Genomic DNA, 23,717 nt, shown 5'->3' with positions numbered 1-23,717 from the left:
GGGCCAAGGTTTGCGCTGAACACGGAGCCTACCTCCGAGGCGTTGTTTTGTTGCATGGGCATGAATCGGAGAGGTTCAAACTTTGGAAATTGTTGACTACTTGAGACTTTTACGACGCAACTGGCTTGTAATTGCCACAGCCACCCTGGTCGGGCTGCTGTTGGCCGGGCTTGCTGCTATGTTTACGACGCCCACCTACACTGCACGCACTCAGCTATTCGTGGCCACACAGAACTCTGGCAGCGTCCTTGAGCTTCAGCAGGGAAATACTTTCAGCCAAGCTAGAGTCGCTTCCTACGTGGAGACTGCCAAAACTCCCGTCGTTCTTCAGCCAGTCATAGACTCACTGGGCTTGGATTTGGGCCCGTCAGCGCTGGCGAACAAGATTAGTGCCAACGTCGAGGGCTCGACCGTTCTTTTGAACATCTCAGTCACAGACTCATCTCCAGTGCGGTCAGCAGCTATAGCTGAAGCGGTCGCCAATAGTCTTATTTCTGCGGTTGACCGACTTGAAAGTCCCACCAAGGACGGGACGTCCCCTGTCAGGCTATCGATCGTTACTCCAGCCTCCGCCCCCACCTCGCCGGCTTCGCCTAATACGGCTCTCTACCTTGCTGCGGGTCTACTCCTTGGAGCCGCTATTGGGTTGGGGTTCGCCTTACTCCGCTCCGCTGTTGATACCCGTATCCGGGGCGAATTGGACCTCCGCAAGGTTACAGGGGCCAGCGTTCTAGGAGGGATTGCATACGATGCGGATGCCACGAAGAAGCCTCTCCTGACACAAGCGCCGACGCAAAGCCCCCGTGCAGAGTCATTCCGACAAATTCGTACCAATCTCCAGTTTGCACATGTGAGCCACAGTTCCAAGTCGCTTGTAGTCACATCCTCCCTCCCGGGTGAAGGAAAAAGCACCACCGCAGTTAATCTGGCCATTTCACTCGCTCAGACGGGGCAGCGGGTGGCTCTGGTTGACGCGGACCTCCGCCGTCCCATGGTCGGAGAGTACCTGGGGCTAGACCGCAGCGTCGGACTTACAACGTTTCTGGTTGGTCAGGGCAACCTTGAGGACATGATGCAGCCCTGGGGGACGGATACACTTCATGTCCTCACTTCCGGGCAAATTCCTCCTAACCCGAGTGAACTTCTGGGCTCCGCATCAATGACTAGCCTCATAGAAGCCCTGGAGCACCACTACGACGCGGTCGTGATAGACGCGCCACCCCTTCTTCCGGTGACCGATGCCGCTGTGCTCGCTCAGAGGGTTGGAGGTGTCGTGCTCGTGGTAGGAAGTCAAATTGTGAAAACAACTGATCTCCAAAAGTCTTTGACGTCTCTGGAGATGGTTGAAGCCGATGTCCTGGGCGTGGTGATGAACCGTCTGCCGGCAAAGGACCCCGACTCCTACACCTACTCTTACTACTCCAGCTCGAATACGAACCGTATGGCGGACCACGCCAGTGAGCGGCTGGCGCCGAGTACCGCTTCTCGAAAAGACGAGCGGAGTAAGGACTTCAATCAGATCGTGTTCGGAGAGGAAGATTCGGCGGCGTCCCCACACTACTTTGGCCCTCGAGGTCGTTCTTAAGCATCTGGTCGGCACATTTGTTTGGGCCGCAAGTCGTCTTGTTAGGGCACGTAGCCGAAACGTAGTTGTGGTCTCCTAGTTGTCTGACTACCCGTTGCCAGGCGGAGAACGAACTGTTCCAGACTGTTCCCCAGCGAGCCGTTTGCGTCTCCCCGCTCCTTCATGGCTCCCGCAGGTAGAATCAGTCACCAAGCACGAACGCTCAAATGCATTCCGGAGGTACAAGAGAACATGTCGAGATGGCGCGAAGTCGGCAAGGACAACTACGTACTGGTTACTGAAGGATCGCTTCTAAACACCGGTCTGGTCGTCGGCTCCGAACGCGCCATGGTCATCGACACCGGGGGTGGGCCGCGCCAGGGGCGCGAGATCCTGGAGGCTGTCCGGCAGAAGACAAACCTGCCACTCGTCATCGTCAATACTCACGCCCACTACGACCACTTTTTCGGTAACGCGGTGTTCGCCGCGGCCGACGTCACCGAATTCTGGGCACATCAGAACTGCGCCAAAGAAATTACTCAACGCGGCGACCTGCAGCGGCGTTACGTTGCAACGCTGGAGCCCGAGATGTCGGCGGGTGAGGGGAAGGACGTTGAACTCGTCGCGCCCAACGTTATCGTCAAGGACCAACCGGTTCTCGTCGACCTCGGCGACTTGACGGTAACCCTTTTTTATCTTGGCCGCGGTCATACCGACGGCGATCTCCTGGTGGGAACGCCAACCACTCTATATGTTGGCGATTTGGTAGAGCAGGGCAACCACCCGTCCTTCGAGGACTCCTACCCCGAGGAGTGGGCGGACGTGCTTCGGCATATCTCGGCGCTGCGTCACCGCTACGAGTTCCTGATTCCAGGTCACGGGGAGCCATGCAGCGACAAGTTTGTCAAAACCATGGCCAACACCATGACCACGGCTGTCCGGCAGGCCCGCCAGTCCATCCGTGACACGCCTAACGACGCCACCAAGGCCATTCCGGTCCTGCCTTACGGGCCGGAGCAGTCCCGCTGGTTCATCAAGCGACTACAGGAGAACTGGCGCGGCAGCCTGAATGCGCGGTAACAAATGTCCGCTTTGAGCAAACTTGAGGCCATTTGCCCAGCCTTTGGAGCATGGGCAACTACGGGGGGAACTCACGACTTTCGGTACGACGGCGGGACGGCCGCTTAAGGGGGTGCGGGTTCTGTTTTGTACCGCGCTGGCGGTGTTCGCCGCAGCCACCGCTGCCGTAGTACTGATGGCTAGCGGGGGCTGAACCGATTTTCCGGGCCGTTGTTATTTAACGCGGACGACATTGTGAGCAAACCGAAGCTGCCCCTATGCTCCCGTCCACCCTCCACGGATTGAAGCTTTAGCTTTCAAGCTTATTGACGTGACTTGTCAATCGTTCTGTCACATGCTTAGGTCATAAGCAGTAAGGATGCTTATAACAACGGAGATTGCTGTGGCCTTGACTGACTACGCCCTTGCGCTTAGTGCGCTGCTGGGCACCCTGCTGATTCCCTTCGCCGTTTCGTACCAGATGCTGCGGCTTAAGCGCCGTGCAGTACGAATCCCCCTCCATTCGACGCCCTCTCCCGGGCCTAGAGGTAACCGCCGCTGACCATGCCGTATGTCGATATCAATCCTCACAAAGGCCGTCCCAAGTGGATGGGCTACATCGTCCTAGCCGTTCTCCTGGTGCTCACTGCGGCCGTGGTATCCGCCGCACTCCTTCACCGCTGACCAGCGCAGATTGGGCGGCTGCTCCTGCCGGACCCCCTAGACTTACAGATTGAACCAGTGCCGCAGAACCGTTTGCCGAAACGTCCGGGGGGACAGACATGCCAGATCCGGCTGATCAGACTGCAGGCGCCCCAGCAGAAGATGCAGGGCAGCCGCAGCTGCGCCGACGCCGCGACCTTCGTCGTGCCGACGGCTCAGTTCACGATGCCTGGACAGGAACCATGCCCGACGTAACGCCCCCTTCCAACCCGAACGACGCCGGAAAGCCGGCCATGCGCCGCAGCTCCTGGGCGGAGGCAGCCGCGGCAGCGGACGCCACCAAGCCGTCACGCGCACCTTCGGCTGCCGCTGCGCCGGTATCTCCTTCCTCTTCTGCAACCACTGCTCCGGCGGGGCCTGCTGCTGCGCCGATCGCCGCAGTGCCCTCTGCCGCTTCCAGCTCAGGTGAGGTGGCTGCTGAAGCTGCCGTGCCGCCGCCGGCCGCTCCTGCTGAAACGCCGTCCTTCCGCCGCAGCCGACCCACCATGGCCGACACGATCGCGGAGGCACCCATGCCCGACTTCATCAGCTCGCCGGGGCTGTTCGTCAAGGAACAGAAGCCCAGGCCAGTCGGCGGTTTCCGCGGCGCCCTGTACAACCTGACCGGCGGTGCATGGAATCTTGGCCCCGGACCCAAGCAGCGCCAGGAAGACGAACTGGCCCGCCGCATTTCCCGGCAGCTCCAGGGGAGCTACAACACCGCGATCCTGAGCCTGAAAGGCGGTATTGGCAAGACCTCTACTACGGTGGGGGTAGGCCTGACCCTGGCCGAATACCGCGGGGACGCACCGTGCGCCATCGACGCCAATCCGGACTCCGGCGACCTCGTGGAACGCGCGCTGGGCGAGGGCATTTACCAGCAGTCCACGCCGCGGACCATTTCTGACCTGTTGGAGAATATCGACTCCATCGACTCCCTGACCTCGCTGTCCCGATACATGCACCACGCCGGCCGGCTGCACCTGATTGCGGGGGAGCAGGACCCGGAGGTCTCTGACTCGCTGACGGCGGAGGAGTACCGCCGGATCCGCAGGCTCATCTCAAGCTACTACTCAGTGGTGTTGACCGACTGTGGCACGGGCGTGACACACAACGCCATGAGCGGGATCCTGCAATCAGCCGACAACCTGGTGATCGCTGCCGGATACGCCGTGTCCGGCGCCAAGCGTGCCCGCAGCACCCTGCACTGGCTGGCCGGCCACGGGTACGAGGACCTGGCACGAAACGCCATTGTGGTGATCACGGACAAGGACGAGGTCTCCTCTCGTGTGGATAAGGACGCCATCGAGGAGCACCTTGCCGGGATCTGCCGTGAACTAATTGCGGTGCCACATGACCGCGGTGTGGCCGACGGCGACCTGGTGACTCTGGACGTTTTAAAGCCGGAGACGCGGCGGGCGTACAAGGAGATCGCTGCTGCGATCGTGGACGGGTACAGGTAGGTCTTCGATGGTCGCTTCCTGTGTCGAAAAGGATGTGTGAGCCGGGTAGAATCGAGGGCATTGCGAGCCATTGGGGGTCGCTCGGATTTGGGGGAAACGCGTCCGTGCACAAAGAAAACGTCGGACTCGATGTCGTTCGCGGCTTGGCTGCATTCTTGGTTGTATTGGGGCACACGAGAAACTTTGTCGGGGAAGGCCTACGGGCTGACCTGACCGCGAGCATATGGCAGAAGCTGCTGCTATTACCCACGTCATTTGCTCAGGAGTCGGTTGCCCTTTTTTTCGTTTTGAGTGGCTACCTTGTCGGTGGGCAAGTGTTACGAGAGTTACGTGAGGGCCGGTTCCTCTGGCGAATCTACCTATCTAAGCGACTCTCGCGGCTGTGGACAGTACTCATTCCCGGTATACTCGTGACGTTTGCTGTCGATTCTCTGAGCGTCCGACTATTCCCCTCTGTTTGGAGCAAAGTTGCGGGAGGTCCGGTAGATGCGGTTACAGCAGCATGCAATGTCGTTTTCCTCCAACGGACCCGTTGCTCGCCGTACGGTAGTAATGATTCCTTGTGGTCGTTGGCTTACGAGTTCTGGTTCTATATCCTGTTCGCTGCCGTCGCAGCCTTTGCGTGGGGCATTGTCCGCAGGCAGTGGGCTGCGCTTGCGCTGGGGCTTCTCGTGGCCGCAGGAGCCGTTGGCTTATTTGGTATAGGGCTACTCTCGTTGATGCCCGCTTGGCTGCTGGGTACTTGCCTCGCCGTGCTTCATGCCCGGTGGAAGGCAAAGCGCATACCGGCATGGTTCCTGTTATCTAGGATCCGCATGTTGTACCTCTTCACGGCCGTGACCGTGGCGGGAATGCTCCTTTCCAACCTGATCAGCCCACCAGAATGGCTCCGCTTTCTAATAGTGGGAGTCGCCTGCGCACCATTGATTTTACTTACGGCAGTTGCTCCTTGGGGCGGGGGGAGTCTTGTTGCTAAACGGATTGCAAGCCTTGGACTTATCTCCTTCTCGCTTTACGTCTTTCATCTCCCGCTAGTGAAGTTCATCGTTGGGCTGCTTAGCGGTACTGGAGGATTTGGAGCGTTAGGCAACATAGTTTCTGTCTATGCAGTTGCTGCGCTCGTCGCCGTGTGTTGCGTACCATTGTGGTCGGTCACGGAACGACACACTGGCCGTGTCCGCGATCGCCTCCTTGGTCTGATGGGGGCCAAGCCCAAACCACTGCATGCCGAATAGCCGACCGTGTACAGGATGATATTGCACGCGAGGTCCCCGGTGTATCACGACGGCTGATATGCATGGTCGTTGCAGTCGCGGCTGCCGTACTTGCTACAGGATGGTGGAAGTTGCTGGTTCTCCTTCCCATGGGGACGTCCTTAGATACGGCGCCTCGCGTCTGGGTAAGGGTAGATCAGTGGAGTTCTCGTTATGCTACTGCTGACGAGCTAGGGTAGACGGGTTTCGCCCAAAACCCGCTGGGCGGCAATCCGGCAGAGGGCTTGCTCATGGTGCCAGAAAAGGTCCCGTGCTTTCGTCGTATGCAGACCGCACCGTCCGGCACCTGCTGCCCATCACGAACCTAGTAGCCGACATCAGCCGCCGGGTTTTACATAGTGAGAAAGCCGTATTCCTGGCTGTTCGGCGCGGTGCAGTTCATCCTGGGAACACTTGGCCGCGGAGGCTGCGGCGAAGCCGACGGCGAGGAAAACAAAGGCATTCCACGGGTTTTGGTCCAGCATGTCCACGGACAATGACCGCCAAAGCAGGGCAGCGATCACTGCGCCCGAAGCGATTCCCCACAGGCGTCGGTCACTCTTGGATTTCCAGAGAGCACTGCACATCGGTGGGAGCATTGTCACGGCCATGCCGAGCACGCCGAGTACGCCTGATTCGAGCAGGATCTTGATCCAACTGTTGTCGACGGTGGCTTGGCGGGCGTTGGCGGGGTCTACGTCCAAGCCATGCTGGCCCGCGAAAAGCTCGGGTGCGTAGCCGCCGAACCCTGACCCGATGATTACGTTGCCGTTCTCGGTTGTTTGGAGTCGACTCACCCAGACTCCGCTTCGCTGCACCGCGCTGGCATCAGTTCCGGAAACGATCTCAACGAACGACTCCAGGAGGCGGTCAAGCTCTCGAGAGCCGGTAATCACGTAGGCGATCACGGCGAGGCTTACCACGCTCATTCCAATGGCTATTCCACGCTTTCCCGCGGCCAGGAAGAGGATGATTACGCCAAGAGCTACGGCAACGAGGCCACCACGCGAGCCAGTCAGAACGATGCCTACAGTGAAGAGTCCCATAAGCCCCAGCAGCCCGACTTTTGTTTTCCCCGGCAGTTGCGCCAATAGGCAGGCTGCCAAGACGATCACTGCGCAGGTGAGCACAAGCGCGAGGTTGTTGGGGTTCATGATGAAGCCTGTGTAGCGCTTGAGCCAAGCGCTGGTTTCCGGGTTGTAGGTCGCTCCTGAAGTGAGGAGGCCGCCCCAAGTTCCCTTCATGAGGCCAGCTAGCTGAAGGCCTACACCGATCATCTGGAAGATACTGGTCCCGACGAGCCCGAATCCGGCACCCCTTACGTCCGGCTTTCGGAACGCGAGCCAGAGCAGAGGAATGAACATCACCCAATTGAGTAGGCGGGCGAATCCATAGCCTGTCGATGCTGCGCCGATGGTGCTCATCGCGAGCGTCAATAGGAGTAGTGCAATCCCGAGCTTCACCGGCCCACGTAATCGTGGCGCTGGTGTACTGAAGCTGTGGACCAGAGCGAGGACGGCGACTCCGGCCAGCGCGAACCTGGCTATGGTTCCGACGATGCCAAGTGCTGGCGCCCAGCAGGTCACAAAGATGATGACAGCGTAGAGCCAGCCAACCGGACCTTGAGGAAGGAACCTGTGCAGTCCAATCCACCGAACTAACAGAAGGACAGCTAGGGCGGCGAACGCTCCGAACGAGTACCGGATGTCGATGAAGGCCATTGCCACCGCGGCGGCCGCGGTGATGAGCAATACAACGCCGGCTGTTCCAGTTTTCTTAACGCCGCCGACATCTCGTGTAGTTAGTTTCATGCGGCGTTTCCTCGCGTAATCGTCCCCCAACACGGTCTCGGTAAACGATACAGGAGCGCCGCCCTTATATTGGGCCTAAGGCCAACGGAGAAGCCCTTCGCAGATTCGTCTCAGGTTCCGGAGTGCAAGTAGACCTCCGGACGCCGGCACGTCCGCGGAACTGTCGCGGCATTGTTGAGACAACAGAAGCGCTTAGCCCAAGAATAATCGGGCCATAACTAGTGGTCCCGGTTCAAACTTACTCGCCCGCTATGCGCACTACGGTGATTAGGAGTCTTTCCACGAAAGATCCGCCCGACTTTCTTTGACAACGTATGACTCCGAGCCTCTATGAGGTGAAAGAAGGCCCAGGCCACAGCGAAGGCAATGGGAATGGCTACGATGGGGACCATCAAAGCATTTTTCGGTCCAAGGAAGAACGCCGAGGCGATAACGATGGGCTCGTGTGTCAGGTACAGACTGAATGAAATCTGGCCCAGCCACTGAACGACACGCGAACGCAAGAAGCCCTGGATATCCGGGCAAAACGCGGCTATGCCGACAATGAGCACACAACCGATAAATGCCGGGATGGTGGAGATATTCGCGGCAAAATCGCCAGGAACCACAAGCGGTAGAGTCCACCGGGCAGTAGCGAGGACGGACGCTATCCCACCGACAAGCCACCAGTGCGCGGTGTTCATTCTCGTGCAGGCATCCCTTAGGTCGTCGAGCTTTGTGGCCATCAGGCTACCCGCAGCGAACATCGGCATGTACGCAAGGGATTGGTTGTCCAACAAAACGCCAGCGCTAAGCGTCAGCAAGATCAACGCTGCCTTTACCCAAACCGTTCCTCGCCGCGTGGATACGAAAAGAACGTACGCCGGTAGGAGGAGCGAGAACAGCATCTCCCACTGAAGCGACCAGAGGGGGCTGATTAGACGTGACGGCCCAGTGACGAGAATGAGGTCTTTTACCACCCCGCTTACGCTGACATTCGTAGGTCTATCTTGCAGCCACTCGCCCATGCCGGTGGAGTCGTTCCTCGGTACCAGCAATACCATCAGAATGCCGAATAACACGGCCACCGCAACTGGCGCGTAGATACGCACGAGCCGCTTGGGATAATATTCTCGCCAGCTGTACCCGCCGCGCCTAATGACTGGAATGGTTAGGACCAATCCACTGAGCACGAAGAACACGAAGACTGCTTCATGGCCGGCCCATAGCAGGTGAAGCGGCGTGTATGTGGCGAGCCATCCCCATGTTCCGGCCTCGAGCCGCACATCGGAATTATAGATAGCAGCTGCGAAGGTTGGAAGCGTTAGAGCGATGTGGCTCACGAGTACAACAAGTGCTGCGACGCCTCTGAGACCATCGAGTGAATGAAGACGGACTGGCGTGGACGAAGTGTTCCCCATGGTCGGGATTCTATCCGAGCGGACTGGATCTCCACTCTAGGTTGAGCGCAGGTGAAGGGCGGGTATTTTCCATCCCCACCTGAGATAATCTCAATTCAAAAAGCCCGAGTAAGGACAGCTTCGAGAACCTCGCGCGAAAGTGGCGGCGCTGGCCGCCGTCGTGCTTCCAACGAGCAGGCTCGCCGGAGCTCAGAACTGGGCATGCCCGGCACAGATGCTGCTGTCCAGACCTGCCACCGGCGCTAACCCAAGAAGTCCATGGCGCCCGCCTGGAATTCTTCTTGGAGGATCCCGAAGGCCCGGTCAACCGCAAGCTCGCCGCGGGGGGTGAGCACGGAATCGAACGGGCGGCCGCCGAAGGATGCCTTGGCCGAGTGTGACTGGCTTGTGACGTCGTGGCCTCCTCCGATCCTGGTGGCGAGTTAAAACTAGGTGGGCCGCCCAGGGCTTCAACGATTGACGGCAGGACATCTTTGTTTGCGGTCGGGGGGTCACGGCCGGCCCCGAGGTTGGAGACTGTCTGGTCCGCGCCGTCGTCTACGGCACGGCTGCGCTCTCCGCGTCCACGATGCCTTGGATGGCCAGGTCGTTACAACGCAAGCGACTTCAGGCGGTAATTAACTGGGTTTATTCCCCCGGTACAATCGGGGGCAGGTCTCAATACTGGGGGAATCAATGTCTCATACCTGGCTCGACGTTCGGCCTGCCGAAAAACCTGTGAAGAAGCCGTCAGCGTTTCGGCCAGACGTGCAGGGCCTCCGCGCCGTGGCCGTCCTTGCGGTGATCACAGACCATCTGCTGGGCTATCCCGTGGGCGGATTTGTCGGAGTGGACATCTTCTTCGTAATTTCCGGGTTCCTGATCACTGGGCTGCTGCTCCGCGAGCAGGAGACAAAGGGGCGCATCTCATTCGCGAACTTCTACCGGCGTCGTGTCAGACGCATCATGCCCGTGGCCGTCATTGTCCTGGCTGCCACGGTTGGGGCGTCCTGGGCTGTCTACTCGGTTGGGCGGTCGCAGAGCATCACCATTGATGGCCTGTGGGCGCTGGTCTTCGGCGCGAACTGGCACCTCGCCTGGATCGGAACGGACTACATGGACGCCACGGCGTCCCCGTCGCCGCTCCAGCACTTTTGGTCGCTGGCAGTCGAAGAGCAGTTCTACATCGTTTGGCCATGGTTGATACTTGCTGTCGCGGCTCTCGGTAGCCGTTTAGGATGGATGACGGCGATGACTCGGCGCGTGCTTGGTTCGAGCATGGTAGCCGTAGTCGCGGCATCCTTCGTTTTCGCCATGTGGGAGACCGCCTCAGCGCCGACCGTAGCCTACTTCTCAACCTTCTCACGAGCCTGGGAACTTGGGATCGGCGCGGTATTTGCCCTATGGGCGCCCTTGCTCATGAAGATGCCGGCCTGGCTAAGGCCTCTTATCGCATACGCGGGACTGGCAGGTATCGCGTGGAGCGTGTTCTATATTGCTCCGGAGTCAGCGTTTCCTGCACCTTGGGCAGGCTTGCCAGTACTGGCAACTGCACTCGTGATCGGCGCCGGCACAGGGGGACAGCAGAAGTATCTTGGGCCCCTAACAAACCCTGTCGCACAGTACATCGGGAACATTTCATATTCCTTATACCTCTGGCACTTTCCAGTTATCGTTCTGGCCCGTGTCTTCTTTGCCAAGGTGGACTGGGTGTACCTGGCCACGGCCACCGTTATGATGGCTGTTCTATCGATTGCTTCTTACCACTTTGTTGAGGACCCAATTCGTAAGTCGACATGGTTAGAGCCGGGCCGGCAAGGGAACAAAACAAAGAGCAAGACAGCGTTCCCAGTAAAGGCCCAAATCGCCGGTCTTTGCGTCCTGGCGCTTGCGGCGGCTGGAACATCCGTGCTTGCACTCAGCAAGAACAGATCCGGAGAGGCTGAGCTCCAGACCCTTGCGTACGCCAATCCATCGTCTCCGGCTTCCGCCTCCGCAAAAGAGGCCCTTTCTGCGACGGACGCCCTGGCTGCCCATATCGGAACAGCGACAAGGGCTCCGGAGTGGCCTGATTTGCATCCCTCTGTGGACGAGTTGGGGCGGACTACCCTTGCTCCCGAATGGTCGCAGGATGGGTGTTTAGGTCTGGAGCAGAAAGCTCTTCCTGACCCCCAAGCCAATGCCCAACGGTGCATCTACGGTGCGCCTGATGCGCCAAAGACTGCCGTCATTCTTGGTGACTCAGTTGCAATCAGCTATGCCCCTGGCATCCGCGCAGCGCTTGAGCCTAAGGGATACAAGATTCTGATCTACACGATGCAGCAATGTCCCGCGGCCAACGTCGCAGTTTTGAAGCTAGACAAGTCGCCCCATCCTCAATGCGCTGCTTTTCGGCAGTGGTCGTGGGGCAAGATCGCAGAGCTGAAACCTGACCTCCTCTTCCTTACTAGCTCTCAAAGCCCAACGCTGGCCAGTGGCGCAGACGGACCAGCCTTCCTTAGTGAGTGGGGGACAGGATACGGGGAAACTTTCAAAGCGTTGTCTGGCGCAGCCAAGAGGACCGTAGTTCTCGATCCGCCGCCGGGTGGTGTCTCGCTCAAAGACTGCGCTACCCGTATTAGCAAACCTAAAGACTGTAAGACGAACGTCACGAATAACTACAAGAACTTGCAGTCAGTGGGTCGCAATAAGCTCCGGGAATTTGGAAACGACACCATGCAGTTCATCGACACAAAAAATTGGTTCTGTACCCAATCCGACGAGTGCCCTTCGTTCGTCGGACAGACTCCCGTTTACGCGGATGGACTTCATCTAACTTCGGCATACTCTGCATCGCTCGGTCCAGTGATTGTAACCGCGCTGAAACTTGAGTAATACGCGCCCGTTGACGCTTTGCAATTCTTGCGCCAAGGCGCATTGTGGAGACGGAAACCATCCTCGCACTGGAACTTCAACCGGCGCCGACTATCCACCTGATTGCCTTGTTGAACCCACCGGATCTGCAGCAGGCTTTCACCGCGCACCCTGCTCTGCCCGACGAGTCCGGCTCAGAGTATGCCGAGCGCACTGCCTAGGCTATGGGACTTCTTTTTGGTTGCGCGCCTTATCCGCACCGCGACGAAGTTTGCCGTGGTCGGTGCCGGAACTGCTTCACACTGCTGCTATCACGCTGGCGACGGGCCGATGCCGCCGCCCCGGTCCGCCACCACGTCCTGGACGGTGCCGAACGGGTGGCTGACCACGTCCACAGGAAGAACGCAGCCAGCGCCGGGGTGAACTCGAGCTAGCATCGGCCAAGACCGCGGACTGTTTTAGCAGCACCAGTGCAGCCAGAATTGGTACCGTGGCGCCGATCGCAATCCGCCGCGTGAGTCTCAGCCGGCTTACTAGAGTCATTGATTGAGGAGAAGAGAAGGCCGGTGGTTAGCTCGATGACGTCCTATGTTCCGAACGATTTGCTGTCGCGGCTGGTGGACCATCGGCTTTACTCGGTGGAGTTCGTCCTCAACGACTACGTGCAGTTCCGGTTCGACGGAGATCAAATCCCCGGGCATGTCACGCTCAACAGCTATGTGTGGCCAGTGGTCTGGCAGGATGGCCGCCAGTGGCGCGAGCAGGAGTTGGGGTACGCCGACGCCCTGCGCCGGCTGGCTCCCGGGACGGTGGTTTCAACGACAGAAGCGACCGGCTCAGGCATCTACATCGAGCTCGACACCGGGACGATCGTGATCCACCCTGCCAAGGAAGAGATCTTCGTCGAGATCGCCGAACTCAGCGGTTTCCCGGACGGGCGGTGGATGGCCTGGCGTCCCGGCGAGGACAGCTTCGAAGACCTGGCGTAGTGGAGCGTCCACCAGCACCGAGAAAGGCAGGGCCCAGCCCGGGCCCTGCCTTAAAGGTTTTGGTCTAACCCCCGTGCACCGGAACCTGGACAAACCGGGACAGGTATTCCATCAGGTCGCGGATCCCGAAGCTCCACGCAGGGAGGTCCTCGGCGGTGCCCGTGGTGTTGATCAAGGACCCCAGCTGGGCGCTGTGGATCGTGACGCGGTCTCCGTCCTTGTGCGTGAACCCCAGGCCCGGCGCATCCCGGTCCTGGCTGGGGGCAAAGAGCGTACCTGTGAACAGGGCAAAGCCGTCCGGGTACTGGTGGTGCCTGCCGTAGGCGGCTCCCACCAGTTCCTCGAAGGGCCTGCTGATCCGGGACAGGCTGTTCTGTCCGTCAAGCCGGTAGCCGTCGGTTCCCTCCACAGTCATGGTGATGTCCTCGCTCCGCAGCGACTCCAGGCTAAACCGCTCGTCGAAGAGGCGGATAAACGGGCCGATGGCGCAGGACGCGTTGTTGTCCTTGGCCATGCCCAGCAGAAGCGCGCTGCGGCCCTCCACATCGCGCAGGTTCACATCGTTGCCCACGGTGGCCCCACGCACCCGGCCCCTGGAATCCACGATCAGGACCAGTTCCGGCTCCGGGTTGTTCCAGCTCGAAAACGACGGGATGCCAATCCTGGCCCCAAACCCCACGCTCGAGAGCACCGGGGCCTTGGTGAAGACTTCCGGGTCGGCGCCAAGCCCCACTTCCAGGTACTGGGACCACATCCCCTTGCCCGTCAACACCTCCTTGACCTGCTGGGCCTCCTCGGAGCCCGGACGCACGCTGGCAAGGTCTGAGCCAAGGACAGCCAGGACGGACTCACGGACGGCCGCAGCCTGGTGGAAGTCCCCGCCGCACCGTTCCTCGATGACCCGCTCAATCATGCTGTCCACGAACGTCACGCCGCAGGCTTTGACCACCTGCAGATCCACCGGCGCCAGGAGGTGCGGGCATTCCGTGTCCTGCGCCAGGGAAGCATCGATCAGGGCCGCCAGGTCCCAGCTGGGCGACTCACGGGTGGCGGTAATGAGACCCGCCGGATCGTCCAGGTCCAGAAGTTCCGCAACGGTGTGTACGTGCGGGGTGTGGTCGAAGACGTCCTGTCCGCTGATGGAGACCACACGCGGCCCGCCCGTCTCCGGGTCCCAGACGCGCCCCACCAAAAGGGCCTTGTCCGCATCCGCGGGCAGGACCTGCTCTGCAGTAACAGTTGTCATCGTGCTTCAGCTTTCTGTCCGGCAGGCTGGTGGATTCCGTCCACCCGCCGCGTGATGTTCCAGGGGTTGTTGTCCCGGAGGGCAGGCGGAAGCTGCTCCGGGGCGAAGGAGTCGTAGGCAACCGGGCGCATGAACCGTCCGATGGCAGCCGTCCCCACAGAGGTGGTGGAGGCGGCGGTGGTGGCAGGGTAGGGCCCGCCGTGCTGCTGCGCGTAGGTGACGCTGACTCCCGTTGGCCAGGCGTTCCACACCAGCCGGCCGCTCCGTTCCCGCAGCACCGTCAGCAGGTCATCGAGCTTTTCCTCCGGCTCACCCTGGACCGTGGCCGTCAGCTGGCCCTCCAGCAGGCCGGCCAGCTCGGTGAGGTCGGTTCCGGGACGGTAGCGGATGAGCAGGGTGGCGGGGCCGAACATCTCCTGCTCCAGCAGCTCCGGCTGTGCCAGCACTGCCTCCGCGGTGGTTGCCAGCACGGTAGGCCGGGGAGCTTCGGCGTCGTCGCCCTTCACCAGCACGTCCACGCCCTCGGCGGACCGCACCTTGTCCAGGGCAGCGTCGAAACCCTCACGGAGCTTCGGGCTCAGGAGCGGTGCCAGGCTCTTGGACTCAAGCTCCTGCTGCAGCAGGGCGGCCACCTCGTCGGTATCCTCCACCGGCGCGAAGAGCAGCCCCGGCTTGGTGCAGAACTGCCCCATCCCGGCGGTGAACGATGCGGCATACCCCGAGAGGATGGCGTCCCGGCGCACGTCCCAGGCCTGCTCCGTGACGAACACGGGGTTGATGCTCCCCAGCTCGCCGTAGAAGGGGATGGGGGTGGGGCGGCGGCAGGCCCGGTCAAAAAGCGCCCGGCCGCCCGCGGTGGAACCCGTGAAGCCAATCGCCTTGGTCAGGGGATGGTCCACCAGTGCTTCCGCCGCCTGCCGACCCACCACGGCGGAAAACAGTCCCTGCGGCGCGCCTGCCGAGGCAAGGGCCTTCTCGACGAGGGCCGCCGTGCGCAGCGCCAGCTGCAGGTGCCCTTCATGGATCTTGTGCACCACGGCGCAGCCGGCCGCGAGGGCGGAGGCGGTGTCCCCGCCCATCACGCTGAAGGCAAAGGGGAAGTTGGAGGCACCGAAGACGCCCACGACGCCGAGGGGCACGTTGACCCTGCGGAGGTCCGGACGGGGGCCCATTCCCCAGTCCTGGTCGGCGTGGTCAATGATGGCGCCCAGGTGCTCACCGGCAAGGATTTCGCTGCGGAACAGGCGCAGCTGGAAGACCGAGCGCTTCAGTTCGAAACGCAGCCGACCCTGGTCCAGGTGGGTTTCCTGCTCTCCGAGGCCCACGAGCTCATCCGCGTTGGCTTCGAGGGCGGCGGCGATGGCCTCCAGCCAGGACCCGCGGACCTGCGGTTCCACGTCCCGGGCCTGCTCGTAGGCCGCGTGCGCGGCGACTATTTGGTTCTCGACCTGCTCTGGGGTGGTGTGCATGTTGTTTCCTCCTGGAATCATCTTTAGTTCCAAATCCATTCCTTGTCGAACAATGTGCGATATTTCGAACGGCGCGCGTAGACTGGAAGCCGCGCTAAGCCAAGGCGCCCCCAACGAAAGGACTCCACGTGCCCCGCTTGACCCCCGCCGTCGTCAGGAGCCTCGACGTCCTGGAGCTTTTCATGGACGCCCGCCACGGGCTCTCCGCACCCGAGGTGGTGCAACGGACCGGCCTTCCGCGGACCACCGTCCACGAACTGCTCACCACCCTGACGGAGCGCAAATACCTCCGCCGGGACGATGCCACTGCCACCTATCATCTGGGCCTGAGCGTCTTCCGGCTGGGCAACGCGTTCGCCGAACGGCTGGACCTGCACGCCGTCGGGCTGCGCATCGCCCAGTCCGTGGGCAGGGAGTGCGACGAGACCGTGAATGTGGGGATCCTCGACGGCGCGGACGTGGTGTACGTATGCAAGGTGGACAGCACCCAGTCCGTGCGCATGGTCTCGCGCATGGGCGGCCGGCTTCCGGCGAGCTGCACTGCCGTGGGCAAGGCCCTCCTGGCGTACCTGCCGGACGCCGAACGCAAGCGCATCTTCACAAAGGGCCTTGCCAAACTGACCCCCAAAAGCATCACTGAACCCCACGCACTCGCCAACGTCCTGGACGAGATCCGTGCCTCCGGGCTGGCCTTCGAGTCCGGGGAGTCCACCCCGGACGTTTCCTGCGTGGCCGCGCCGGTCCGCGACCACACCGGCGCCGTGGTGGCGGCCCTCAGTATCTCCGTTCCGGACATGCGCTGGAACCAGCGCCCGGTGGAGGAGTGGTCGGCGCTGGCGGCCGACGGCGCTGCCCGCCTGAGTGCCGAGCTCGGCTACCGCTGACGGCCGGGGGAGCGGGGCGCACCCCTGGCGGTCAGCCGGCCAGTGCCACATGATCGCCCGAAATGCCGGCCGTGGACTTGACGCCCAGCAGCTGCATGGACCGTACGTACTGGGAGCGCAGGATCTTCACGGCATGGGCCGCGCCGCGCTCGCCGCCGGCCATCAGGCCGTAGAGGTAGGCCCGACCCACCATCGCGGCGTCCGCGCCCAGGCCGACGGCGGCCAGGATGTCACTGCCGGACATGATGCCGCTGTCGATCAGCACCGTAGCGTCCGGGCCCAGGGCCTGGCGGACCTGGGGCAGGATCTTCAGGATGGTGGGCGAGCGGTCCAGCTGCCGGCCCCCGTGGTTGGACAGGACGACGCCGTCGCAGCCCAGCTCGACAACCCGTTCCGCATCCTGGACCGTCTGGATGCCCTTGACCAGCAACTTGTGCGGCCACACTTTACGCAGCCAGGCGATGTCCTCGAACGTCAGGGCGGGATCGAACACCTGGTCCGCCACCTCCGCGGAATTCCCGCCGAAGCCCTTGAGGGACGCGAACTCGATGGGCGGGGTGGTCAGCTTGTCGAACCACCAGGATGGGTGCAGGGCCATGTCCGCAAAAGTCTTCGGCGACAACGTGGGCGGAATGGTCAAGCCGTCACGCAGCTCCCTGACGCGGGCGCCGCCCACCTGGGTGTCCACAGTGACCATCAGGACGTCGTAGCCGCTGGTGAGCACCCGCTCCAGCAGGCCCTCCGTCTTGCTCCGGTCCTTGGCGATGTAGAGCTGGAACCAGTTGTTCCCTTCAGGCACCGCCTTGGCGAGGTCCTCCACGGTGGTGGTGCCCACCGTCGAGAGGGTGTACGGAATGTTGTTCCGGGCCGCTACCCGCGCAACTGCCTTCTCGCCGTCGTTGTGCATCATCCTCGTGTAGCCGGTGGGCGCCAGGACCAGGGGGAAGTCGATGGTGCCGCCAAAAAGCTTCGTGGACGGATCGGGATCCGAGACGTCCCGGAGGACTGCCGGTGAGAACTCCACGTCCCGGTAGGCCTGCCGGCACCGGGCGATGGTGATCTCTTCTTCGGCGGCGCCGTCCGTGTAGTTGAAGACAGCTTTCGGCGTGGTCTTCTGTGCCATTACGCGAAGGTCCGCGATGGTGAACGCCCGGGCAAGCCTTCGCTGCACGGGATCCAGCTCGAAGCTCCGGAACTGGACAAGTTCGCGGATCTCGGACCACTTGGGCAGTTGACGGTCCTCCATAGGGAGCAACCCCTTTCACGTTCGAAATTTAGTACAAAGGTCGGCAAGCTGACGATGGTAAGTCCGGCTGTTTGGTGGTTGGGGCCCACGGCCGCTGGCGGCTGCATCGCCGCTGGTGCAGGCTTTTCCGTCCAAATTCCGCTTCAGCGCTTGACGGTCCGGGGTGGCATCCCTAGACTCCTTTGTGTTCCCGATCACCCTACCCCAGCGAATGCTTGATCGCCACATCGACCACCGTTCGAAATATCGAACATAGAACTTGCCAAGTTGCGAGACCCACAAAGCAGTGGGCTTTCGAAAGGACCCCCAATGTCAGCAGTCCCCAACGCCGCTGCCTCCAGCGGCGGACGGATCGTCCTGCGCTCCGCCCAGGACGTCACCGACCTCATCAACAGCGGTACCCTCAAGACGGGTAAATCCTTCGCCATTACCCTCATCGCCCTGGGCGGCATCTTCTTGGACGCCTACGACTTCACCTCGGTGGCGTTCGGCCTGCCCTACATCTCCAAGGACTTCCACCTGACTCCCGAGATGCTGTCCGTGGTGTCCGCCTCCATCATGGTGGGCGCCCTCGTCGGATCCGTCTTCGGCGGGTACTTCGTGGACAAGCTCGGCCGGTTCAAAGTGTTCATGGCGGACATGGTCTTCTTCGTTGTCGCAGCGATCGCCTGCGCCGTGGCCCCGGACGTCTGGACCCTCATCATTGCCCGCTTCATCATGGGCGTGGGCATCGGCGTCGACTTCCCCGTCGCCTTCAGCTTCCTGGCCGAGTACGCCTCACGGAAGAAGAAGGGCGGCACCGTCTCCCTCTGGCAGCCCATGTGGTACGCCGCCGTCGCCTCCACCTTCGCCCTGCTGATCCCCGTGTACTTCCTCTTCCAGGGCATGCAGTGGCCGGAAAACCAGATGTGGCGCATCGTGGTGGGTTTCGGTGCCGTGCCCGCCATCCTGATCATGATCTTCCGCCAGAAGTACATGGCCGAATCCCCCTCCTGGGCGGCGCAGAACCTGGGCCTGCATGAAGCAGCCAAGATCCTCAAGCGGACCTACAACGTGGACGCCGAAGTTGCGGAAGACGCCGTGGACCCCCGCGCCGAGCGCAAGCAGTTCCAGATGACCCTGACCCAGGCCTGGGGCAAGCTCGTGGGCAAGAAGTACCGCGGCCGTACCGGCCTGGCCCTGGTCATCAACGCCAGCCAGTCCATGGAGTACTACGCCGTGGGCTTCTTCGTCGGGCAGATCGTGCTCGCCATGCTGCACACCCAGAACGTCATGACCAACATCGTGTCCTCGCTGATCCTCAACCTGGCCTTCGGCGTCACCGGCGGCTTCATCGGTGCCCGCCTCTCCGGCAAGATCGGCCCGCGCAAGCTGTCACTCCTCGGGTTCTGCGGCACCTTCACCTGCATGGTCATCGCCGGCAGCCTCAGCAACGTCGAAGGTGCCTGGTCCTTCATCGGCGCCCTGGTCATCGGCCTCCTGATCTTCTGCCACGCAGCAGGTCCCGGGGCCCAGGGCATGACCATGGCCACCATGTCGTATCCCACCTCCCTGCGCGGTGCCGGCACCGGCTTCACCCAGATCGGCATCCGCCTTGGAGCGATCGCCGGCCTGGTGTTCTGGCCCCTGGCCACCGCAGCCTGGGGAACCAAGGCGCTGCTGGTACTCGCCGTTGTGCCCGCCATCGCCATCGTGGTGATCCTGGTCAACAAGTGGGACCCGCACGGCCGCGACATCGACGCCGAAGACTACGAGGACGCGTCAGTGGCAGCCGTCAGCGCAAACCGCTGATCCCGGTGCCCGCAACCCCTACAAACCCTGAAGGACAACCATGAGTGCCATCACTGGCGTAATGCCGGTAGCGCCCACCATTTTCGCGGACAACGAGGAACTGGACCTTGACGGCCAGCGCAGGGTCCTGGATTACCTGGTGGACGGCAAGTCCGACGCCGTCTGCATCCTGGCCAACTACTCGGAGCAGTTCTCGCTGACCGACGAGGAACGCGAGCAGGTGCTCCGGACCACCATGGAGCACCTGGACGGACGGCTGCCGGTCTGCGTTACCACCAGCCACTTCAGCACGCGGATCGCCCGGGAACGCAGCCTGCGGGCCCAGGAGCTCGGCGCGGAAATGGTGATGCTCATGCCGCCGTTCTTCGGGGCCACCATGAAGGTGGACGACGACGCCGTGGTGGAGTACTTCAAGCGCGTTGCTGATGGCCTTGACATCGACATCATGATCCAGGACGCGCCGATGAGCACCACACCGCTGTCCGTCGGCCTCCTGGCCCGGATCGCCAGGGAGGTGCCGCAGGTGAACTACGCCAAGATCGAGATGCCCCAGGCGGCGGACAAGCTGCGCGCCCTCGGTGCGGCGGCCGGCCCGTCGCTGCCCGGGCTTTTCGACGGCGAGGAAGCCATCACGCTCATCCCGGACCTGGAAGCCGGGGCCCTGGGCACGATGAGCAGCTGCATGGTGCCGGACCAGCTGGGCCAAATCGTGCGGGATTTCCACGCGGGCGATCGGGACAAGGCGATCCACGCCTGGGAAGACCTGCTTCCGTTCATCCACTTCGAGAACCGGCAGTGCGGCCTGCGCGCCACTAAAGTCCTGATGAAGGAGGGCAACATCATTGCCAGCGACAGGACGCGCCATCCGGTAGGGGAGCTGAACCCCCACACCCGCGCGCAGCTGGTGGAGATGGCCAAGCGCAAAGACCCCCTGATCCTCCGCTGGGCGTGAGGACTTCAGGATGCAGGTAATCAAGGGAGGACGGGCATGCCCCGCATACTAATCACCGACTACGAATTCGAGTCGATCAGCCAGGAGCAGGCCGTGGCAGACGCCAACGGAGTTGAACTGGTACGGGCCAACTGCAGGACCGAGGACGATGTCCTTGAGGCTGCGGCCGAGGTGGACGGACTCATCGTCCAGTACGCCCCCATTACCGAACGGGTCCTCAAGGGCCTGCCGCGGCTTAAAGCCGTCAGCCGGTACGGGGTAGGCGTGGACACCGTTGACGTCCCAGCCGCAACGGAATGTGGTGTGATGGTGTCCAACGTGCCCGACTACGGTGTGGAGGACGTCAGCGACCACGCCATTGCGCTGGCCCTGACGCTGGCGCGCGGTATCCCGGACCTGGACAGGGGAGTCCGGGCCGGGGAGACCCGGCTCGACTCGGTCAAGCCGATCCGCCGCTTCTCCTCGCAGACCTTCGGCGTCATCGGACTGGGCCTGATCGGGGCGGCCACCGCGGCCAAGGCCAAGGCGCTGGGCTACCGTGCCCTGGGCTACGATCCCCTCCACGCCCCGGGGACCACCACCAAGGAGGGCATCGAGGTGGTGACCTTGGAGGAACTGCTGGCCGCGTCCGACGTCGTATCTTTGCACGTGCCGTTGAACAAGCACACCCACCACTTGATCAACGCAGGCACGCTGGGGCAGTTCAAGGCGGGGGCCACCATCATCAACACCTGCCGCGGCGGGGTGATTGACACCGCGGCCCTTGTTGACGCGCTGAAGAACGGAAAGCTCCATGCGGCAGGCCTGGACGTCTTTGAGGAAGAGCCCCTTCCCCTTAACAGTGCGTTGCTGGACCTTGAGCGCGTGGTGCTGACACCGCACACCGCCTGGTACACGGAGGAATCCAGCGATGAACTGAAGCGGCGCACCGCGGAGAACGTGGTGGATGCCGTCCTGGGCCGCCGGCCCCGCAACATCGTCAACCCTGAGGTCCTCAGCTAGCCACTCCCGGTGCCCGCCGGTGCGGGGCCAACAGTAAAGGCAGAAACATGAACACACCGATTGAACTGATCGCCAACCCGCGGCTCGCCGCGGACATGGGACTGCTGGTCCTGCATCCGGAGGACAACGTTGGCACCGCGCTGGGGGCTATTCGCGCCGGCACTTCCCTTTCCGTTAACGGCGGTGAGTTGCTGTGCGCGGATGAGATTCCCGGTGGACACAAGGTGGCTTTGCGGACCATCGAGGCCGATGAACCGGTCCGGAAATACGGCCAGATCATCGGTTTCGCGGGGCGCCTGATCAGCAAGGGCGAACATGTGCACGTCCACAACGTGGCATACCGGGAGTTCGACCGGGCCGGCCAGGCGGGCACCGCGCTGCGGGAGACCGATTTCGTGCCCGAGGATCAGCGGGCAACTTTCCAGGGGTACCGGCGGAGCAACGGCTCCGTCGGGACCCGGAACTACATCGGCATCCTCACGTCGGTCAACTGTTCCGCGACGGCGGCGAAACTCATCGCCTCCCGGATCGAGAACAGCGGGGTCCTGGACCAGTACCCCAACGTGGACGGCGTGGTGGCGCTGACTCATTCTTCGGGATGCGGCACCGGAGGGGACGGCAACTACGGCTTCGAGGTCCTGCGCCGGACCCTCCACGGGTACGCGAACCACCCCAACTTTGCCAGCATCCTGGTGCTGGGGCTGGGCTGCGAAGTCAACCAGATTGCCGGCCTCACCACCGGGTGGTCGTTGAGCCCGGACAAGTCGATTTCCAGCATGACCATCCAGGCGCAGGGCGGCACCAAGGCCACGGTGGCGGAAGGAGTTCGGCGCATCGAGGAACTGCTTCCCGAAATCAACAAGTCCCAGAGGACCACGGTGCCCGCCTCGGAACTGATCCTTGCCATGGAGTGTGGCGGCTCGGACGCCTTCTCCGGCGTGACTGCAAACCCGGCCCTGGGCGCAGCCGCGGACCTGCTCATCAGGCACGGCGGCACCGCGGTCTTCGGCGAAACCACGGAAATCTACGGCGCCGAGCACCTGCTCACGTCCCGTGCCGAGTCGCAGTACACGGCGGACAAGCTGATGGAACGCATCCGCTGGTGGGAACAGCACGTTACCCAGGACGGATCGTCGATCAACAACAACCCATCTCCGGGGAACAAGGCCGGCGGACTCACCACCATCCTGGAAAAGTCCCTGGGAGCCGTGGCGAAGGGCGGCACCACAAACCTGGTGGACGTCGTGGAGTACGCCGAACCCATTACCGCCCACGGCCTGGTCTTCATGGACACTCCCGGCTACGACCCCGTCAACGCCACGGGCATGGTTGCCGGCGGCGCCCAGGTCCTCGCCTTCACCACCGGCCGCGGTTCCGCCTTCGGCTGCAAGCCCACACCCAGCATCAAGCTGGCCACCAACACCCCGCTGTATGAACGCATGCGGGACGACATGGACGTGAACTGCGGGGCGGTGGCGGACGGGCAGCTGACCATCGAGGAGATGGGACAGCAGATCTTCGACCTCATCCTGGCGGTGGCATCGGGCCAGGAGACCAAGAGCGAGGAACTGGGTTACGGGGACAATGAGTTTGTCCCGTGGCAGCTGTCCACAGTTCTCTAGGTTTCCGTTGCCCTGAGGCGCTTTTACTATCTGTCCTGAAGTCAGCGTCTGGGGTAAGAAACGTGTCCCCAAGACAGGAAGTGCCCCTGGCGGTCATCGCCAGGGGCACTTCCGCTATGGTGAACCGGGCCCCTACTCCGCCAACTTGGCGACTGACTGAGCCCAGATGAAGAACTTGTTGGTGCCCAAATCCTTGACGGTCTTGATATTTAGGGCTTCTTTGAGTTTTTGGGCATCGCTTTCGGAAAGCCCCTTTAGTGCTTCAACGGGGGCTTTCGCCAAGTCGTCGATGCCTTTGTCCAGGTATTCCTTATCAAACTTTGCATTGATTCCCGCCATGCCGTCCTCCTGGTACTCGAACTGAAACCCGGCTGACCGCCGGGCTCATTCGTCATTGAACCATGGCGCTTGCCGATCCGCACGGGATAGACC

At 62.0% G+C, this 23,717-nt stretch carries 19 protein-coding genes; 12 read left to right on the top strand and 7 right to left on the bottom strand.

What is annotated here, in order from left to right:
* The first annotated feature begins 82 nt into the window (after positions 1–82).
* The 4 genes from ACFO0G_RS03930 (at position 83) to ACFO0G_RS03915 (ending at position 6,023) form a co-directional block, all read left to right on the top strand.
* The gene (locus ACFO0G_RS03930; protein ID WP_376976503.1) at positions 83–1,585 is read left to right on the top strand and encodes a tyrosine-protein kinase domain-containing protein; all 1,503 of its coding nucleotides are present in this window, start codon (positions 83–85) and stop codon (positions 1,583–1,585) included.
* A 231-nt stretch (positions 1,586–1,816) separates the two neighbouring features.
* Entirely contained in the window at positions 1,817–2,644 is an 828-nt protein-coding gene (locus ACFO0G_RS03925) for an MBL fold metallo-hydrolase (protein WP_376976502.1), read from the top strand.
* A gap of 884 nt (positions 2,645–3,528) precedes the next feature.
* Complete coding sequence (locus tag ACFO0G_RS03920; protein ID WP_376976501.1) at positions 3,529–4,788, top strand: MinD/ParA family ATP-binding protein; 1,260 nt, start codon at positions 3,529–3,531, stop codon at positions 4,786–4,788.
* Between the two features lie 32 nt (positions 4,789–4,820).
* The gene (locus ACFO0G_RS03915; RefSeq protein WP_376976661.1) at positions 4,821–6,023 is read left to right on the top strand and encodes an acyltransferase family protein; all 1,203 of its coding nucleotides are present in this window, start codon (positions 4,821–4,823) and stop codon (positions 6,021–6,023) included.
* A 356-nt stretch (positions 6,024–6,379) separates the two neighbouring features.
* On the opposite strand, the gene ACFO0G_RS03910 is transcribed toward ACFO0G_RS03915, so the two are convergent.
* Together ACFO0G_RS03910 and ACFO0G_RS03905 are read right to left on the bottom strand one after the other, a co-directional pair.
* Complete coding sequence (locus ACFO0G_RS03910; RefSeq protein WP_376976500.1) at positions 6,380–7,852, bottom strand: O-antigen ligase family protein; 1,473 nt, start codon at positions 7,850–7,852, stop codon at positions 6,380–6,382.
* Between the two features lie 218 nt (positions 7,853–8,070).
* Complete coding sequence (locus tag ACFO0G_RS03905; RefSeq protein ID WP_376976499.1) at positions 8,071–9,252, bottom strand: acyltransferase family protein; 1,182 nt, start codon at positions 9,250–9,252, stop codon at positions 8,071–8,073.
* Positions 9,253–9,927: 675 nt separating this feature from the next.
* On the opposite strand from ACFO0G_RS03905, the gene ACFO0G_RS03900 reads away from it, so the two are divergent.
* The gene (locus ACFO0G_RS03900) at positions 9,928–12,105 is read left to right on the top strand and encodes an acyltransferase family protein (RefSeq protein WP_376976498.1); all 2,178 of its coding nucleotides are present in this window, start codon (positions 9,928–9,930) and stop codon (positions 12,103–12,105) included.
* 44 nt (positions 12,106–12,149) lie between these two features.
* Positions 12,150–12,305, top strand: a complete 156-nt coding sequence (locus ACFO0G_RS03895; protein WP_376976497.1) for a hypothetical protein — start codon at positions 12,150–12,152, stop codon at positions 12,303–12,305.
* A gap of 90 nt (positions 12,306–12,395) precedes the next feature.
* Here ACFO0G_RS03895 and ACFO0G_RS03890 read toward each other — a convergent pair whose 3' ends face one another.
* Positions 12,396–12,521: a hypothetical protein gene (locus ACFO0G_RS03890; RefSeq protein WP_376976496.1), complete on the bottom strand. Its 126-nt coding sequence runs from the start codon at positions 12,519–12,521 to the stop codon at positions 12,396–12,398.
* 141 nt (positions 12,522–12,662) lie between these two features.
* On the opposite strand from ACFO0G_RS03890, the gene ACFO0G_RS03885 reads away from it, so the two are divergent.
* A complete protein-coding gene (locus ACFO0G_RS03885; RefSeq protein WP_376976495.1) occupies positions 12,663–13,073 on the top strand; it encodes a hypothetical protein in 411 nt (136 codons plus the stop codon).
* A 64-nt stretch (positions 13,074–13,137) separates the two neighbouring features.
* Here ACFO0G_RS03885 and ACFO0G_RS03880 read toward each other — a convergent pair whose 3' ends face one another.
* Positions 13,138–14,319: a fumarylacetoacetate hydrolase family protein gene (locus ACFO0G_RS03880; RefSeq protein ID WP_376976494.1), complete on the bottom strand. Its 1,182-nt coding sequence runs from the start codon at positions 14,317–14,319 to the stop codon at positions 13,138–13,140.
* Entirely contained in the window at positions 14,316–15,788 is a 1,473-nt protein-coding gene (locus tag ACFO0G_RS03875) for an aldehyde dehydrogenase (NADP(+)) (protein WP_376976493.1), read from the bottom strand. Before ACFO0G_RS03875 ends, ACFO0G_RS03880 begins: the two co-directional genes overlap by 4 nt.
* A 128-nt stretch (positions 15,789–15,916) precedes the next feature.
* On the opposite strand from ACFO0G_RS03875, the gene ACFO0G_RS03870 reads away from it, so the two are divergent.
* Positions 15,917–16,672, top strand: a complete 756-nt coding sequence (locus tag ACFO0G_RS03870; protein WP_214944689.1) for an IclR family transcriptional regulator — start codon at positions 15,917–15,919, stop codon at positions 16,670–16,672.
* A gap of 31 nt (positions 16,673–16,703) precedes the next feature.
* Here ACFO0G_RS03870 and ACFO0G_RS03865 read toward each other — a convergent pair whose 3' ends face one another.
* Complete coding sequence (locus ACFO0G_RS03865; RefSeq protein WP_376976492.1) at positions 16,704–17,918, bottom strand: alpha-hydroxy acid oxidase; 1,215 nt, start codon at positions 17,916–17,918, stop codon at positions 16,704–16,706.
* 309 nt (positions 17,919–18,227) lie between these two features.
* On the opposite strand from ACFO0G_RS03865, the gene ACFO0G_RS03860 reads away from it, so the two are divergent.
* From ACFO0G_RS03860 to ACFO0G_RS03845, 4 genes are read left to right on the top strand one after another with little or no spacing between them, the layout of a single operon-like run.
* The gene (locus tag ACFO0G_RS03860) at positions 18,228–19,709 is read left to right on the top strand and encodes an MFS transporter (protein WP_376976491.1); all 1,482 of its coding nucleotides are present in this window, start codon (positions 18,228–18,230) and stop codon (positions 19,707–19,709) included.
* Between the two features lie 40 nt (positions 19,710–19,749).
* Positions 19,750–20,661 (top strand): dihydrodipicolinate synthase family protein, encoded by a 912-nt coding sequence (locus ACFO0G_RS03855; protein WP_376976490.1) that lies wholly within the window; start codon positions 19,750–19,752, stop codon positions 20,659–20,661.
* A gap of 36 nt (positions 20,662–20,697) precedes the next feature.
* Entirely contained in the window at positions 20,698–21,663 is a 966-nt protein-coding gene (locus ACFO0G_RS03850) for a C-terminal binding protein (RefSeq protein ID WP_376976489.1), read from the top strand.
* Between the two features lie 47 nt (positions 21,664–21,710).
* The gene (locus ACFO0G_RS03845) at positions 21,711–23,285 is read left to right on the top strand and encodes a UxaA family hydrolase (protein WP_376976488.1); all 1,575 of its coding nucleotides are present in this window, start codon (positions 21,711–21,713) and stop codon (positions 23,283–23,285) included.
* Between the two features lie 132 nt (positions 23,286–23,417).
* Here the strand turns inward: ACFO0G_RS03845 and ACFO0G_RS03840 are convergent, their stop codons facing one another.
* A complete protein-coding gene (locus ACFO0G_RS03840; RefSeq protein WP_376976487.1) occupies positions 23,418–23,624 on the bottom strand; it encodes a hypothetical protein in 207 nt (68 codons plus the stop codon).
* Positions 23,625–23,717 lie beyond the last annotated feature (93 nt).

The sequence above is a fragment of the Arthrobacter sedimenti genome (assembly GCF_042652025.1).
Taxonomy (GTDB): Bacteria; Actinomycetota; Actinomycetes; order Actinomycetales; family Micrococcaceae; genus Arthrobacter; species Arthrobacter sedimenti.
The sequence above is the reverse complement of the archived record's forward strand: the minus strand, read 5'-3'. Positions and strand labels throughout refer to the sequence as shown.